The following is a 14,778-nucleotide window of genomic DNA, read 5'->3' on the forward strand; positions in this document are numbered from 1 at the left end:
AATAACATGTCAGATTTTTTACAAAATTTTCAAAACGATTTAAAAGAAAATGTTAACGGATTTATTGCTGTTTCAGTTACAGAAGTGGAAACAGGAATGTCTTATTGCTCATTAACAGTAAAGCCTGATTTTGATCCAGAATTGGCTTCGGCTTATAATTTAGAAGTTGTAAAAGCTAAATTAAACGCACTTAGAGCTTTAGGGTTAAATCAGAAAATTAATGACATTTTAATTACACTGACAGATCAGATTCATATTATTGATGTTTCTGAAGATGGAAGATATTTTATCTACCTAGCAGTAGATTCTACTAAAGCAAATCTTGGCTTAACAAGAGCGACTCTATCGAAATACAAAAAAGATATTACATCAAAGTTATAATGATATTTTGCCCCCAAGAATGAGAAAAAGGCTGTTTCAACTCTAAGTTAGAAATGGCCTTTTTCGATTTTAATAGTTTTAGTTTTTACTGGAAGAACTCTTGTAAGACGGTTTTTAGGGCTTCTTTGTTTTCAATTTGACTCATATGTCCGTCTTCAAAAGAAACCAATTCTGTAGTGGTATCTTCAATTTGAGAAACACTTTCTTCGTAATTTAAAACAGGATCTTTTTTTCCTAATATCAATAAAGCTGGAAATCTATTTTCTTTCAAAAGCCATTCTCTATCTTTTCTGATTTTCATTCCTTCCAAAGAAGCAACGATTCCCTGCAAAGGTGTTTTTAAGGCTTCCGTTTTTACTTTCTCAATTTCTTCTGCTAATCGGGTTCGGTTATTTTCGCTAAATAAATTTGCAATTGCCAAACTTACAAAGCTTACATAGTTTTGTTTTACAGCTTTGATGGCGCGAGTTCTGTTTAGCTTTTTTTCTTCGTTATCTTCTTTTGAAGTAGAATTTTGTAAAACTAATTTCTGGATTTTCTGCGGATATAATTCGGCGAAAGCCAAACCAACATAACCACCCATAGAATGCCCGTGAATTATTGCTTTTTCGATTTCTAAATTTTCCAAAACTTCATTGACTGCGTTGGCATTATCTTCCATCGAATGAACATAACCTAAACAATCTGTTTCGCCATGACCTAATAAATCGATTGTAATTACGCGGTATTTCTCTGAAAAAAGCGAGACATATTCTGCCCACATTTTTTTGTTTTCTAAGAAACCATGAAGAAAAACAATCGCATTGCCTTCTCCTGAGTCAGTAAAAGAGATTTTAGTGTTTTTATATAAGATAGTTTTCAAAATAATAGTTTTGATTTAAAACACAAAGTTAGTAATTGATCAAACCATATAAGTCATGTAAGTTCATTTCAGTCAAAAAAAAATGAATCGAGTTAATTTTAAATATTTAATATGAGATATAAGGTTTAAAAAGAAACGGCTCTCATTTCTGAAAGCCATTCTATAAATTAAAAACGATTGTCTCCATCTAGAAGATTCCCTAACCCACCAAGCAGACTTCCTTCGTCACGACTGTTTCCACCAGATCGTGGTGCCGATGCGATAATGCGATCAGCCAATCTTGAGAATGGTAATGACTGAATATATACAGTTCCCGGACCTTTTAAAGTGGCATAGAATAAGCCTTCGCCACCAAAAATTGAATTCTTGATACCGCCAATAAATTCAATATCGTAATCTACATCTTTGGTAAAACCAATAATACAGCCAGTGTCTACTTTTAGAACTTCGCCAGGGGCTAATTGTTTTTTAGCCATTGTTCCTCCAGAATGGACAAATGCCATACCGTCTCCTTCAATTTTTTGCATAATAAAACCTTCTCCGCCAAATAAGCCTCGGCCTAGTTTCTGAGAAAATTCTATTCCGACAGAAACGCCCTTTGCAGCGCATAAGAAAGAACTTTTTTGACAGATAAATTTTCCTTGAAATTCTGTTAAATCAATCGGAAGGATTTTTCCAGGATATGGCGATGCAAATGAAACTTTGCTTTTAGTATTGCCCTGATTTAAAAAAGCAGTCATAAATAAGCTTTCTCCAGTAAGAACTCTCTTTCCTGCATTCAAAAGTTTGCCAAACAAACCAGATCCTTGCTGTTGAGAACCATCGCCAAAAATGGTTTCCATCTGGATATTGTTTTCCATCATCATAAAACTGCCAGCTTCGGCAATTACAATTTCTTGCGGGTCCAATTCTATCTCGACATACTGCATTTCTTCTCCAAAAATCTGATAATCTATTTCGTGTGATTGCATAATTTCTAAGTTATTTGTTTTTAAAATTAGTCGAAAACCACTCTAGAATGTTACAGATTTTAGTGTTCTAAACATCTTTTTCAAAACAAAACATGATTTGGTTATTTTAAATTAGTCTTAATTATGTTTTATTTGCTTTAAATTATATATTTTTGCATCGTTAATAATTTTTTTAGAATGGCATTAGTTAGTGATTCGACCAACCAAGTATTATTTGAAACCGAAAAAGGATACAGTTATCAATGTGATTTGACCAATACTATCGTTATCAATTTTGTTGATACAGTGTCAAGTTATAAAATTCATGATTTTTTGATTTTTCAAAGAAAGGTTAATAATGTCGATATTTTGAATATGCTTTATGACTTGTCTGATAAGTCAGATGCACAGCTGATTGAGACTACTAAAAGAAATTTTTCCAGAAATCTTACCATCTGCGAAATAGTGCAGCTTAGAGAATTATTGAACGGAACTAAATTTACGCTCAACCTTCATTCTATACTTTGTAATGTTTTAAAAGCGGAGCTTATTTAGATTCTTACTTAGATTAAATCCAAATTTTCAGACATTTACGGCACTTCGGTCTAATTTTAGTAATTTTACATTATTAAAATTTAAGACTATGAAAGATTTACTAAGAACAAGCACTTCATTAACTGAAGGGATTGAAAATATATTGAACTTACAGGCAAAATTAGAAAGCGACGCTTCAAACAAATATTTAGCTATGGCAGCATGGTTGGATAGAAATGGTTATGCTAATACAGCATCTTACTTGTATAAGCAAGCCGAAGAAGAAAGAGAGCATTTTCTAAAAGTTTTCAAATATATTACAGATATGGGAGGGATAGCAGTTACGCCATCTAATCCAGAAGTACAACAAGAATTTGCTTCTTTGAGAGAAGTATTTGAAATTGCTTTACAAAATGAAATTGCAGTTACTCAAGCGGTTAATAAAGTAATTGCAAAATGTAGAGCTGAAAACGACTACGCTACAGAAGATTTCATGATGTGGTATGTTGCTGAGCAAAGAGAAGAAGAGAAAAACGCAAGAAGAGCATTAGAGCTTTTTGAGTTGATCGACGAAAATGAAGCTGCTGGTAAATTCCAATTGGATGTACAGATAGCAAAAATCGGATAATTAAAACCGATTTTTATAAAAATAAAAAGCCCTTAATAATTCAATATTAAGGGCTTCTTTTATTTATTCATTCATCAAAGTTTCAATCTCATCAGCTTCAACAGGAATGTTTCGCATTAAGTTGAAAGGTTCTCCTTTTTCCTGAACCACAACATTATCTTCAAGACGGATTCCGAATTTTTCTGCTGGAATGTAAATTCCTGGCTCAACTGTGAAAACCATATTCGCTTTCATTGGTTCGTGAAGCAATCCGTAATCGTGCGTGTCTAGTCCCATGTGGTGAGACGTTCCGTGCATGAAATATTTTTTGTAAGCTGGCCATTCTGGATTTTCGTTCTGAACATCAGCTTTATCTAATAAACCTAAACCAAGCAATTCAGAAGTCATAATTTTACCTACTTCAATATGGTATTGTTTCCAAAGCGTTCCAGGAGTAAGCATTTTTGTAGCTTCATTTTTAACTCTTAAAACCGCATTGTAAACCGCTTTCTGGCGATCTGTAAAACGTCCAGAAACTGGAATTGTTCTTGTCATATCGCTTGAATAATTAGCGTATTCTGCAGCAACATCCAATAATAATAAATCACCTGCTTTACATTGCTGATTGTTTTCGATGTAATGCAAAACATTCGCATTGTTTCCAGAGGCAATAATTGGCGTGTAAGCAAAACCTTTTGAGCGGTTACGGATAAATTCGTGTGCCAATTCAGCTTCTACTTCATATTCTGTGACATTTGGTTTTACAAAACCTAATAATCTGCGGAAACCTTTTTCTGTAATATCACAAGCATGCTGAATCAAATCGATTTCTTCGCTTTCTTTTACAGAACGAAGTCTTTGTAAAATTGGGTTGCTTTTTGCCACATTGTGTGCTGGATAACGCTCTTTCCACCATTTTACAAAACGAGCTTCACGAGTTTCTGTTTCAACAGTTGCACGATAATGTTCGTTGGTGTTGATGTACATCGTATCGGCGTACGTCATCATTTCGTTCAAAACTTTATGAAAATCCTGTAACCAATAAACAGTTCTGATTCCAGAAACCTGAAAAGCACGTTCTTTAGTCAGTTTTTCACCTTCCCAAACCGCGATATGATCGTTTGTTTCTCTCAAGAAAAGAATTTCTCTCTGGTTTTCGTAAGGCGCATCTGGAAACAAAAGCAAAACACTTTCTTCCTGATCGACACCGCTCAGATAAAAAATATCTCTGTGCTGCGCAAAAGGCAAAGTACTGTCGGCACTAATTGGGTAAATGTCATTTGAATTGAATACGGCAACTGAATTAGGTTTCATTTCTGCCATGAACTTTCTGCGGTTTTTTACAAAAAGACCACTGTTTATTTGATGATATTTCATAATTATTTCATTTTTGAACTTCGAATTTCAAAATTAATGATTTTTGAATTAGTGGCGTATAGCAGATTTATTAAAGTTTTCTTATTTGTTGTTGATTTTGATTCGTTCTATTTAACCGCAAAGAACGCAAAGTTTTTTTTCTCATTTTTTTTGTCCTCCTGAGCGAAGCCGAAGGACCGCAAAGTTTTTCTTTTTGTTATTGTCATTAAATATTAAGCATTGAGATAATATTTGGAAATCAAAATAAGAGCAATACGGTTTACCGTAAAAAACTTTATCAATTATTATTAATATTTGCGTACAGAAAAAAATAAAAACAAACTTACCTATGAAATTGAAAAAATACTATTTAACCACATTATTTCTTGTGTCACTTTTAGTGCAATCGTGTGCAACAGTTGAAGATGTTGCATTGAGTGCTGAAAATGAAATTCAATCTTTTACAATAACGAGAGGCGAGCTTTCAAAAGAGTTTGAAATTTCTGATGATTCTATTACTGGAATAGTAGAAAGTAATTTTGAATTAAACGATTTGACTCTCAAAGTTTTAATCTCTAAAGGAGCAAAAATAAATCCTGACCCAGCTACAATCAAATCAATTACTGCTCCATTTGCTTTGACAGTTATAGCTGAAAATGGTGAAGATAGAGTTTATAATGTAGATATTAAAAGAGAACCTAGTGTTGAGAATTCTGTTTTAGAATTTAATTTGACTAATGAAGCTTTTACAACTACAGCCAAAATAAATTTAGAAAACGGAGAAATTACAAAAAGAATTCCTGAATTTGTTGATTTGAAAAATTTAAGCATCGATTTGAAATTTTCAAAATATGCTACAATTTCACCAGATCCAAAAACGATAAAAGATTATTCTTCGCCAGTGAGTTTTACCGTTAAGTCAGAATCTGGATTAGAAAAAGTTTATCAGGTTAAGTTTGAATATATGAATAATGATAGATTTCAATCCTGTACAGATGCAAATTCAGACAAATGGTTTGGAGGAGATGATAGAACAAATGTTCCCGATATTTTGCCATTTGATAGAAATGTAGGAACTGGTCAGACTATTATAGTTGATAAAGATTTAGTTCCTTCAGTTTTTAGTGTCGATTTAAAGGGTGGTTTTAGATATTTTCAAGGAAATACTAACTATGACAAAGCAGTTACCTTAAAATTGGTTGTAAGAGATGAAAATTCTAAAATTTTAGCAACAACTACTACAGATGTTCCAGCTGGTTTTAGCGGTGGTATGATTCCTTTTGACTTAACCCAACACAATATTTTTATGGAAGCTGGAAAAAAATATAAGATGTTTTGGTATGTTGTTAATGGAGATGTAATTGGTGTAAATTCTGGAAGTAATGCTAACTCCAGTAATGGCTCAGGATTTTGTTTCAATTCTGGATGGGCTGGAGAATCTAAAAAAAGTAAAAATACGACACTAGAAGATTTAAGTGTTTGGTATGAGCACTGGTGGCACTTTAATATTGAATTGGAAGGAAAAGAATAAAAACCGAAAACCGAAGCTTATGCTTCGGTTTTTTATTTGCTGTCTAGTTTGTGTTTGGTTTTAAAATTAGAAATGTGTAATCTTGATGTAGAGAAGATTATAATTATGAAGCCAAACATCAACATAAGAAAAATCCAAACCCAAGATCTAGACTTTGTCTACAAATCAATATGCGAGCTCGAAAATGAAGTTTTTGATTTCGAAACTTTCAAAAGCATATTCAACGAAAACATTTCAAACCCAAATCATCTTTATTTAATCGCCGAAAGCGGAAATGAAAGTTTAGGCTTCATTACATTTCATGTTCAAAATTTAATGCATCATTGCGGTTTGGTTGGCGAAATTCAGGAGTTTTTTATTGATAAAAACCATCGTGGAAAAGGCGTTGGAAGAAAATTAGTTGATGAAATAATTCTCTATTCAAAGCAAAATAATCTAAAAAGTATTGAAGTTACTACAAACAAAAAGCGAGTTGAGAATGTGGCAATTTATGAAAATCTGGGTTTTACTTTGAGCCATAATAAGTTTACTATTTTAAAATAAAAAAAACTTTGCGAACCTTGCGTAGTTCCTTGCGTTCTTTGCGGTTAAACAAAATTCTGCATCTTAATAAATGAACAAACTAAATCCATCCATAAAACACCATTTAATAGTTGGAATGCTCATTAGTCTTTGGCTTTTCATTTTCGCATTCATTATAAAACCTTTTGATGACGGAACTATAAATTTCCAATCTTGGCTTTTAATAAGTGTTGGTTTTAGTTTGCTGGCTTTTTTGTGTTATGGAATTCTTGCAATTATTCAAAAAGTGATTTACGAGAAAAGTTCAGCTTGGAATATCGCATTAGAAATAAGCGGAATTATATTTTTTTATCTGATTTATTTACTCGGAGTTTACACTTATTACAAAAATCCAATTCTAAACGGCGGATATAATTTTACTGAATTCTTCACTATAATTTTTATCAAAGTTTCATTAATTCTGACTCCAGTAATTATTCTGGCAAGAAGATATTTAATTAAGCTGATTCCGATAAAAGAAGATGTTCTGATTTTTAAAGGAGAAAATAAACACGACATTTTAAAAATCAAAAAAGCCGATTTGGTTTGTATTTCGAATGCGCAGAATTATGTCGAGATTTTTTATATCGAAAATGATAAACTTCACTCTAAACTTATTCGGTCTTCGCTTAAAAAGATACAGGATGATTTTACTTTTTTATTGCAAATTCATCGTTCGCATTTAATAAATCCGACTCATTTTAAATCATGGCGAAATCCAAATATTATAATTTTGACTCATATCGAGCTTCCTGTTTCTAAAAATTATAAAGAAGTTTTATTGGCATTGTAATTTTCGTACCTAAAAAGATATGTTTTGTACCTAAGCTTGTAAAATCAGTAGCTTAGAGGTTTTCTTGTCCTAGTTTTGTTTTTCAATTTTAAAGTCAATTATATGAAAACAAAACACCTTTGCCTTCTCGGATTATTATTTTTTCTTCTTAGCTATTTATTATTTTCTAAAGTTTTGCCGGACTTTCGCGTGCCGATAGATTTTGCACATTGGCTCAATTTAATTGGAGCCTGTTTGTTATTATCTTTTAATGATGTTTTTCCTAAAAATGAGCTGAATAGAATTGCTTCTTTTATCACATTTTTGGGTGTAGTTGCCCACGTAGGACTTTGTACAATTGATTTAATTATGTTTAGTTTTGGGAATGATGATCTTGCTAAAGCCGAATTGAGTAATCATATTAATAATTCGCCCTTTATTTTATATCCTTTTATAATAGTTGGGCCTTCTTTGCTTTTTATTGGGTTGTCTTTGCATGCATTACGATTCATTAAAACAAATGCAATCAATTCTATTATGGTTTTCCTGTCTTCAATGGCAATTGGTTTTTCATTTTTTATATTGAAAAATGGAGTTTATATGTTGTTGAGCTGTATGATTTTTGTTTTAGGATTGGGATTTTTGTTGTTTAGAAAGGAAGAAAAGTTAATTAGATAATTTGTCAATTTGATAATTAGATAATTCCCCGATTTTGCGCATGACCTTTGTCAAAGTTTTAAACTTTGACGAAGGTTTTTTTATGCAATCCTATTTGTTTGGCAAATAGTATTAGTAAGATTTTTATTTGATTATTTTAATGTTGTCTAAATGGAAATGCTATTTTTGCTCGAGATACAAATGTTAAACAGTTTGTATCGAAAATCAATAAAACATTATAAATATGGAAGTTAAAAAAATACTTACTTTTTTTGCAATAGCTTTATTTCAGCTTATAAATGCACAGACCTATGAATTGCACAATTCAATTAATTTTAGTGATGTTAACGATGGGCGCAATGTACCTGATGGAATTACATGGTTTAAGCCAGGTGCCTTATCGTATGGGATATATAGAACAGATGGTGCTTGGGTAGGGCCAAATTATCAACAACTAAAATTATCTTTTAGTACGGGTATTATTATAGATGGCGGATCATCACATGGAAAAAGTGGTACAATTATACAGCCAGAAGAAGGGAAAGTAGGTATTGGAAACATTGTTCCAAGTGCAAAATTAGAAGTTACTGGAAACTCTGCTGTTTATAGTGATTTTGCAAATTATTCAGGAACTACGGTAAATAATATTTTGCCAAATGGTAAAGAACCAACATTAGTTATTAGTGAGAAAACCTCTGGAACATTTGTGCCAGCTACTGGGGGACAAATCACTTATCGAGGAGGATTAAGTTTTGGGAGAGGAGGTCCCGGAATTTATTCTGTAAATTTTAATCCTGCTGGTAGTTCATTATATGGGGATCTTCGTTTTCAGACTACAGCCTGGAATGGTTCGGATTATAGTAATTATGATAGAATGGTTATTACTAATCAGGGTTATATAGGTATTGGTACAAGTAATCCAGTTTACAAGCTTGATGTTTGTGGAACAATTAGAGCAAAAGAAATAAAAGTTGATTTGCAGGGAGGTTGTGATTTTGTTTTTGAGAATGACTATAAATTAATGGATTTGAATAAATTAGAAAATTTTGTAACTCAAAATAAACATCTTCCTGAAATTGCCCCTGCAAGAGAAATGATTGAAAATGGACTTGAAATGAAAGAATTTCAAATGAAATTATTGCAAAAAATTGAAGAATTAACGTTGTACACAATTCAGCAAAATAAAAAATTGGAAATGCAGAGCAAGAAAAGCGAAAAACAGGAAAAAGAATTGAAAGCACTGCGAACTAAAATAATAAAGTTAGAATCAGCTAAAAAATAGAAGAAATAGAAATAAAAAAAACCGAAGCGATTAAACTTCGGTTTTTTTGTTGGAATTTGGAATTTTAAAGTTGGAATTTAACTAATCAATCCATTTATAATATCTCGCTCCAATCAAAACTGGGATTTCTTTTTCGATTCTATCTAAAACCCATTCTTGTTTTGGAGTTCTTATGCTTTCTTTTAATTCTTTTTTATGAAGACCTTCATAAGTGTTGAAATCAATTTCTACGCTTTCTTCTAAATTTTCAAAAAGCTTTATGTTTGCTAAAGCTGATTTCCATTCTGGCTGAATGGTTCCTTCAAAAACTTTCGATTTCGATCCGCTTCCGTAAGCTAAGAAACCAAATTTTTCTCCAGCAACTTCTTTATTTGTATCATGAAAATGAGCCAAAGTAGATAACAATCCCATGAAAATAGAACCTGTATAAAGGTTTCCGATTAGAGAAGAAGCTAATTCAGCAGGCTGTAATTTCTCCGTTACAAAACTTCTGTAATCATCAGATTTTGCTACTTCTTTAATTTTTGTCTGATAATCTGCAGGCGCAATATCATCGGCAATAATTTTTTCGGCACTGTCTAAAGCATAAATTTCAGACAACATTCTGCGGCCTTGAAAAGAATACGGCAAGTGCATTACAATACTATGCCAGGTATTGTATAAAGTTTCGGTAGTGTTTTTTAATTTTTTGAATGAAAAGTAAGCATTTCGCGTACGATCCATATAGCATTGGTTCGAGTATTGGCCGTCAAAAACTGGCTGATCTTTGTGGATTTCAATTTCAGCTTCTAAATTATCAAACCAAGAATCGTTGTTGGTGTTTTTCGTGATTTCTTCTTTAGAAATTGTTCTATAAGGCTTAAAGAAGTCAAAAACACCTTTTGTGCTCGTTGCCCAATTGTCATCAAAAGCAATAATTTTTGGGTTTGCAGCAATTAACATTGCAACAGCTCCGGCACCTTGAGTGTATTCTCCGCCAGAATTTAAATCGTATTTAGCGAAATCACTTGTAACTACAATTGCTTTTTTCATCGGATTCAATTTTACAAAATCCAAACAGTTTTGAAGTGCATCAACACCGCCAATACAGGCAAAAGTAAAATCGACAACATCGCATTCAGCCAAAGCATCTTCGCCAAATTTTTGCTCCATTAAGCTAATAAGGTAAGAAGCAATTGGCTTAGAACTGTCAACACCGCTTTCGGTACCAACATAAATACGACTGATTTCGTTAAGATTTATATTGTTGTTCTGAATCAATTTGGTTAAAGCATTTGCTCCAAAAACAACAGCATCTTGGTGAACGTCTGGAAAAGTCATTTTTAGTAATCCAAGACCTTTTTCTAATTTTTCTGGTTCAATATTTCTGGCAACAGCCAAAGTTTTTATGGGTAAATGTATGTTTGCTACATCAAATGAGATAGCATCAATTCCTGTTTTCATTCTTAATTTTTTGAGCCGCTAAAGGTAAAACTATGTTGTGGAATGACAATTTTTTACTTAGACAAAATTTCTGCTCAGCATCACTTTTAAAGAAAACAAATCAAAACTTTGAATAAAATAACAATATGATAAATTTTTGGTAATCTACTTAGAGGGTAATTTTTTCTTTAAGTCTTAAAAAGCAGTGTCTTGACGTTTTCTATAGTGAATTATTTTTTAGCAGCTTCATTTTTGTACGTAAAAATACGTAGAAAAGGTCTATTTTAAAATCATTATAAATAACAGCGAAATGGTTGTAGTTCTTTTGTAATTGAGTTATTTTTGTCTAATTTTTTAAAACAAACTACTTAACACTTATGGCACAATCTGCACAGTTGAATGCTTCCATCTTAAAGAAAGTAGCAATGGCTCTTTCGGGAATATTCTTAATCACGTTTTTAGCGCTGCATGTTACCTTAAATTTTATTTCTATTTTGAGTGAACCCGTTTTTAACGAAGTTTCTCATTTTATGGGTTACAATCCGCTAATACAATATGTAATGCAGCCAGTTTTGGCATTCGGAGTAATTTTGCACTTCGTAATGGGATTTGTTCTTACTGCTCAAAACAGCGCGGCAAGACCAATTTCGTACGCAAAGTACAATGGAGCAGCAAACGCTTCTTGGAGTTCTAGAAATATGATTATTTCTGGATTGGTTATTTTGGCATTCTTAGTATTGCACTTTTATGATTTCTGGTTTCCTGAATTAAGCTATAAATATATAGCAGGTACAGCTCCAGACGCTACAAGATATTATGGTGAGTTAGTTCACAAATTTCACAGTCCAGTTCGTACAGGATTATACTGTATTTCTTTTATCCTTTTAGGATTTCACTTATGGCACGGATTTGCATCTTCTCTTCAATCAATGGGAATGCACAATAAATATTCAAGATTTTTGGCAAAAGTAGGTTACTGGTTTGCAGTTGTTGTACCAGCAGCTTTTGTAATTATCGCACTTTTTCATCATTTCAACCAATAATTAATATCAATTATAATGGCATTAGATTCAAAAATTCCAAATGGTCCTATAGCGGACAAATGGACAAATTATAAAGATCATATTAATTTAGTAAACCCAGCTAACAAACGTAATTTAGATATTATTGTTGTTGGTACAGGTTTGGCTGGAGGTTCGGCTGCGGCTACTCTAGCAGAGTTAGGATATAACGTAAAAGCATTCTGCTTCCAAGATTCTCCACGTCGTGCGCACTCTATTGCTGCACAAGGGGGGATCAACGCGGCAAAAAACTATAAAGGAGACGGTGACTCTGTTTACAGATTATTTTACGATACTGTAAAAGGAGGAGATTACCGTGCTCGTGAAGCAAACGTTCACCGTTTGGCTGAAGTTTCTGCAAACATCATCGACCAGTGTGTGGCTCAAGGGGTGCCATTGGCTCGTGAGTACGGCGGACTTCTTGACAACCGTTCTTTTGGAGGAACTTTGGTTTCTCGTACATTCTACGCACAAGGACAAACTGGACAACAATTATTGTTAGGAGCTTATTCTGCAATGAACCGTCAGATTGGTCGTGGAAAAATTAAAATGTACAACCGTCACGAAATGCTTGACATTGTTATCGTGAACGGAAAAGCGAGAGGAATTATCGCTCGTAACTTAATCACTGGAGAAATAGAAAGACATTCTGCTCACGCGGTAGTTATTGGTTCTGGAGGATACGGAAACGTATTTTTCCTTTCAACAAATGCTATGGGATCAAACGCAACAGCAGCTTGGAAAATTCATAAAAAAGGAGCGTTTTTCGCAAATCCTTGTTACACTCAAATTCACCCAACATGTATTCCAGTTTCTGGAGATCACCAGTCAAAATTGACTTTGATGTCTGAATCATTACGTAATGACGGTCGTATTTGGGTTCCTGCAAAATTAGAAGATGCTCAGGCAATTCGTGAAGGAAGAAAAAAAGCAACTGATTTATCTGAAGCAGAAAGAGATTATTTCTTAGAAAGAAGATATCCTGCTTTTGGTAACCTTGTACCTCGTGACGTTGCGTCTCGTGCGGCTAAAGAAAGATGTGATGCTGGTTTTGGAGTTAACAAAACGGGAGAAGCAGTTTACTTAGATTTCGCAGCAGCGATCAAACGTTACGGAACTGAAGAAGCTTATGTAAAAGGTTTAGATGCTAATGATTCAGCTTTAGTAACTAAATTAGGAACTGCAATCGTAAAAAGTAAATACGGAAACTTATTCCAAATGTACTTGAAAATTGTAGACGAAGATCCTTATGTAACGCCAATGATGATTTACCCAGCGGTTCACTATACAATGGGTGGAACTTGGGTTGATTACAACTTAATGACTACAATTCCTGGATGTTTCTCAATTGGAGAATCTAACTTCTCTGACCACGGAGCAAACAGACTTGGAGCTTCTGCTTTAATGCAAGGTTTAGCTGATGGATATTTCGTATTGCCTTACACTATCGGAGATTATTTAGCTCCAGATATTAAAATGGGTGAAATTTCTACAGATTTGCCAGAATTTGTTGAAGCGGAGAAAGCGGTAAAAGATCAAATCGAGAAATTTATCAATAACAACGGTAAACATTCTGTAGATTATTTCCACAAAAAATTAGGGAAAATCATGTGGGATAAAGTAGGTATGGCTCGTAATGCTAAAGGTTTAACTGAAGCTATCGAAGAAATTGCTGCTTTACGTGAAGAGTTTTATAGAGATGTAAAAGTGCCAGGAAGCGCTAACGAATTTAATCAGGAATTAGAAAAAGCAACTCGTGTTGCCGATTTCTTAGAATTAGGAGAATTGTTCGCGAAAGATGCTTTACACCGTAACGAATCTTGTGGAGGTCACTTCCGTGAGGAATACCAGACAGAAGAAGGAGAAGCACTTCGTGATGACGATAACTTTGCATACGTTGCAGCTTGGGAATACAAAGGAAAACCAAGTGATGCGGTATTACACAAAGAACCTCTGAATTACGAAAACATTAAATTAGTTCAAAGAAGCTACAAATAGTATTTGAATATTGATTCAATACTTAAAACTGATACAAAATGAAACTTACATTAAAAATATGGCGTCAGAAAAACGCCCAAGATAAAGGAGGGATTGTAGAATATCCTATCGATGGAATCGAACCAGATATGTCTTTCCTTGAAATGCTTGATGTTCTTAACGAACAATTAATCAACAAAGGAGACGAGCCAGTTGCATTTGACCACGATTGTCGTGAGGGAATCTGCGGAATGTGTTCTTTATTCATCAACGGTGAAGCACACGGACCAGACAGAGGAGTAACAACTTGCCAATTGCACATGCGTATGTTTAAAGATGGTGACACGATTTTTATCGAGCCATTTAGAGCAAAAGCTTTCCCAGTAATTAAAGATTTAGTTGTTGACAGAAGTTCTTTTGATAGAATCCAACATGCAGGAGGATTTATTTCTGTAAACACTTCAGGAAATACAATCGACGCGAATACTATTCCAATTCCAAAAGACGACGCAGATAAATCATTTGATGCAGCGGCTTGTATTGGTTGTGGAGCTTGTGTTGCAACTTGTAAAAACTCTTCAGCAATGTTATTCGTTTCTGCAAAAGTTTCTCAATATGCATTATTGCCACAAGGAAAAGTTGAAGCAACTGACCGTGTATTAAACATGGTTCACCAAATGGATTTAGAAGGTTTCGGAAACTGTACAAATACAGGAGCTTGTGAAATCGAATGTCCAAAAGGAATTTCGCTTGAAAATATCGCACGTATGAACCGTGAGTATTTAGCAGCAAGCTTAAAAGGATAAAGAATACAATTTAGTATAT

The 14,778-nt window shown here is 33.5% G+C and carries 15 protein-coding genes; 11 read left to right on the top strand and 4 right to left on the bottom strand.

Annotated elements, in window-relative coordinates:
• Positions 1-6: 6 nt before the first annotated feature.
• A complete protein-coding gene (locus ACWA1F_RS15090; protein WP_294788253.1) occupies positions 7-381 on the top strand; it encodes a hypothetical protein in 375 nt (124 codons plus the stop codon).
• Positions 382-466: 85 nt separating this feature from the next.
• On the opposite strand, the gene ACWA1F_RS15095 is transcribed toward ACWA1F_RS15090, so the two are convergent.
• Together ACWA1F_RS15095 and ACWA1F_RS15100 are read right to left on the bottom strand one after the other, a co-directional pair.
• A complete protein-coding gene (locus tag ACWA1F_RS15095) occupies positions 467-1,243 on the bottom strand; it encodes an alpha/beta fold hydrolase (RefSeq protein ID WP_456894703.1) in 777 nt (258 codons plus the stop codon).
• A gap of 167 nt (positions 1,244-1,410) precedes the next feature.
• Positions 1,411-2,214: a TIGR00266 family protein gene (locus tag ACWA1F_RS15100; RefSeq protein ID WP_456894705.1), complete on the bottom strand. Its 804-nt coding sequence runs from the start codon at positions 2,212-2,214 to the stop codon at positions 1,411-1,413.
• A gap of 177 nt (positions 2,215-2,391) precedes the next feature.
• Here ACWA1F_RS15100 and ACWA1F_RS15105 point away from each other — a divergent pair, with 177 nt between their 5' ends.
• Positions 2,392-2,748, top strand: a complete 357-nt coding sequence (locus ACWA1F_RS15105; RefSeq protein WP_456894707.1) for a hypothetical protein — start codon at positions 2,392-2,394, stop codon at positions 2,746-2,748.
• 88 nt (positions 2,749-2,836) lie between these two features.
• On the top strand, positions 2,837-3,355 hold the full coding sequence (locus ACWA1F_RS15110) for a ferritin (RefSeq protein ID WP_306153467.1): 519 nt from the start codon (positions 2,837-2,839) through the stop codon (positions 3,353-3,355).
• Between the two features lie 63 nt (positions 3,356-3,418).
• Here ACWA1F_RS15110 and ACWA1F_RS15115 read toward each other — a convergent pair whose 3' ends face one another.
• Entirely contained in the window at positions 3,419-4,711 is a 1,293-nt protein-coding gene (locus tag ACWA1F_RS15115) for an aminopeptidase P family protein (RefSeq protein WP_456894709.1), read from the bottom strand.
• A gap of 328 nt (positions 4,712-5,039) precedes the next feature.
• Between ACWA1F_RS15115 and ACWA1F_RS15120 the strand changes: the two genes are divergently transcribed.
• From ACWA1F_RS15120 to ACWA1F_RS15140, 5 genes are all read left to right on the top strand, one after another.
• Positions 5,040-6,221 carry a DUF5018 domain-containing protein gene (locus ACWA1F_RS15120; protein ID WP_306153462.1) on the top strand — a complete coding sequence of 394 codons (1,182 nt, stop codon included), beginning with the start codon at positions 5,040-5,042 and terminating at the stop codon, positions 6,219-6,221.
• A gap of 72 nt (positions 6,222-6,293) precedes the next feature.
• Positions 6,294-6,764: a GNAT family N-acetyltransferase gene (locus ACWA1F_RS15125; protein WP_456894711.1), complete on the top strand. Its 471-nt coding sequence runs from the start codon at positions 6,294-6,296 to the stop codon at positions 6,762-6,764.
• A 70-nt stretch (positions 6,765-6,834) separates the two neighbouring features.
• On the top strand, positions 6,835-7,575 hold the full coding sequence (locus ACWA1F_RS15130; RefSeq protein ID WP_456894713.1) for a LytTR family transcriptional regulator DNA-binding domain-containing protein: 741 nt from the start codon (positions 6,835-6,837) through the stop codon (positions 7,573-7,575).
• A gap of 102 nt (positions 7,576-7,677) precedes the next feature.
• A complete protein-coding gene (locus ACWA1F_RS15135) occupies positions 7,678-8,232 on the top strand; it encodes a hypothetical protein (RefSeq protein WP_456894715.1) in 555 nt (184 codons plus the stop codon).
• A gap of 223 nt (positions 8,233-8,455) precedes the next feature.
• Complete coding sequence (locus ACWA1F_RS15140; protein WP_456894717.1) at positions 8,456-9,493, top strand: hypothetical protein; 1,038 nt, start codon at positions 8,456-8,458, stop codon at positions 9,491-9,493.
• A gap of 81 nt (positions 9,494-9,574) precedes the next feature.
• Here ACWA1F_RS15140 and ACWA1F_RS15145 read toward each other — a convergent pair whose 3' ends face one another.
• On the bottom strand, positions 9,575-10,936 hold the full coding sequence (locus ACWA1F_RS15145; protein WP_456894718.1) for a hydroxymethylglutaryl-CoA synthase family protein: 1,362 nt from the start codon (positions 10,934-10,936) through the stop codon (positions 9,575-9,577).
• Positions 10,937-11,292: 356 nt separating this feature from the next.
• On the opposite strand from ACWA1F_RS15145, the gene ACWA1F_RS15150 reads away from it, so the two are divergent.
• The 3 genes from ACWA1F_RS15150 to ACWA1F_RS15160 are packed head-to-tail and all read left to right on the top strand — an operon-like array spanning position 11,293 to position 14,759.
• Positions 11,293-11,958: a succinate dehydrogenase cytochrome b subunit gene (locus ACWA1F_RS15150; protein WP_456894720.1), complete on the top strand. Its 666-nt coding sequence runs from the start codon at positions 11,293-11,295 to the stop codon at positions 11,956-11,958.
• A 15-nt stretch (positions 11,959-11,973) separates the two neighbouring features.
• Complete coding sequence (locus ACWA1F_RS15155) at positions 11,974-13,974, top strand: fumarate reductase/succinate dehydrogenase flavoprotein subunit (protein ID WP_306153451.1); 2,001 nt, start codon at positions 11,974-11,976, stop codon at positions 13,972-13,974.
• Positions 13,975-14,012: 38 nt separating this feature from the next.
• Positions 14,013-14,759 (top strand): succinate dehydrogenase/fumarate reductase iron-sulfur subunit, encoded by a 747-nt coding sequence (locus tag ACWA1F_RS15160; protein ID WP_306153449.1) that lies wholly within the window; start codon positions 14,013-14,015, stop codon positions 14,757-14,759.
• Positions 14,760-14,778: the final 19 nt, after the last annotated feature.

This window comes from Flavobacterium erigeronis, assembly GCF_054075165.1.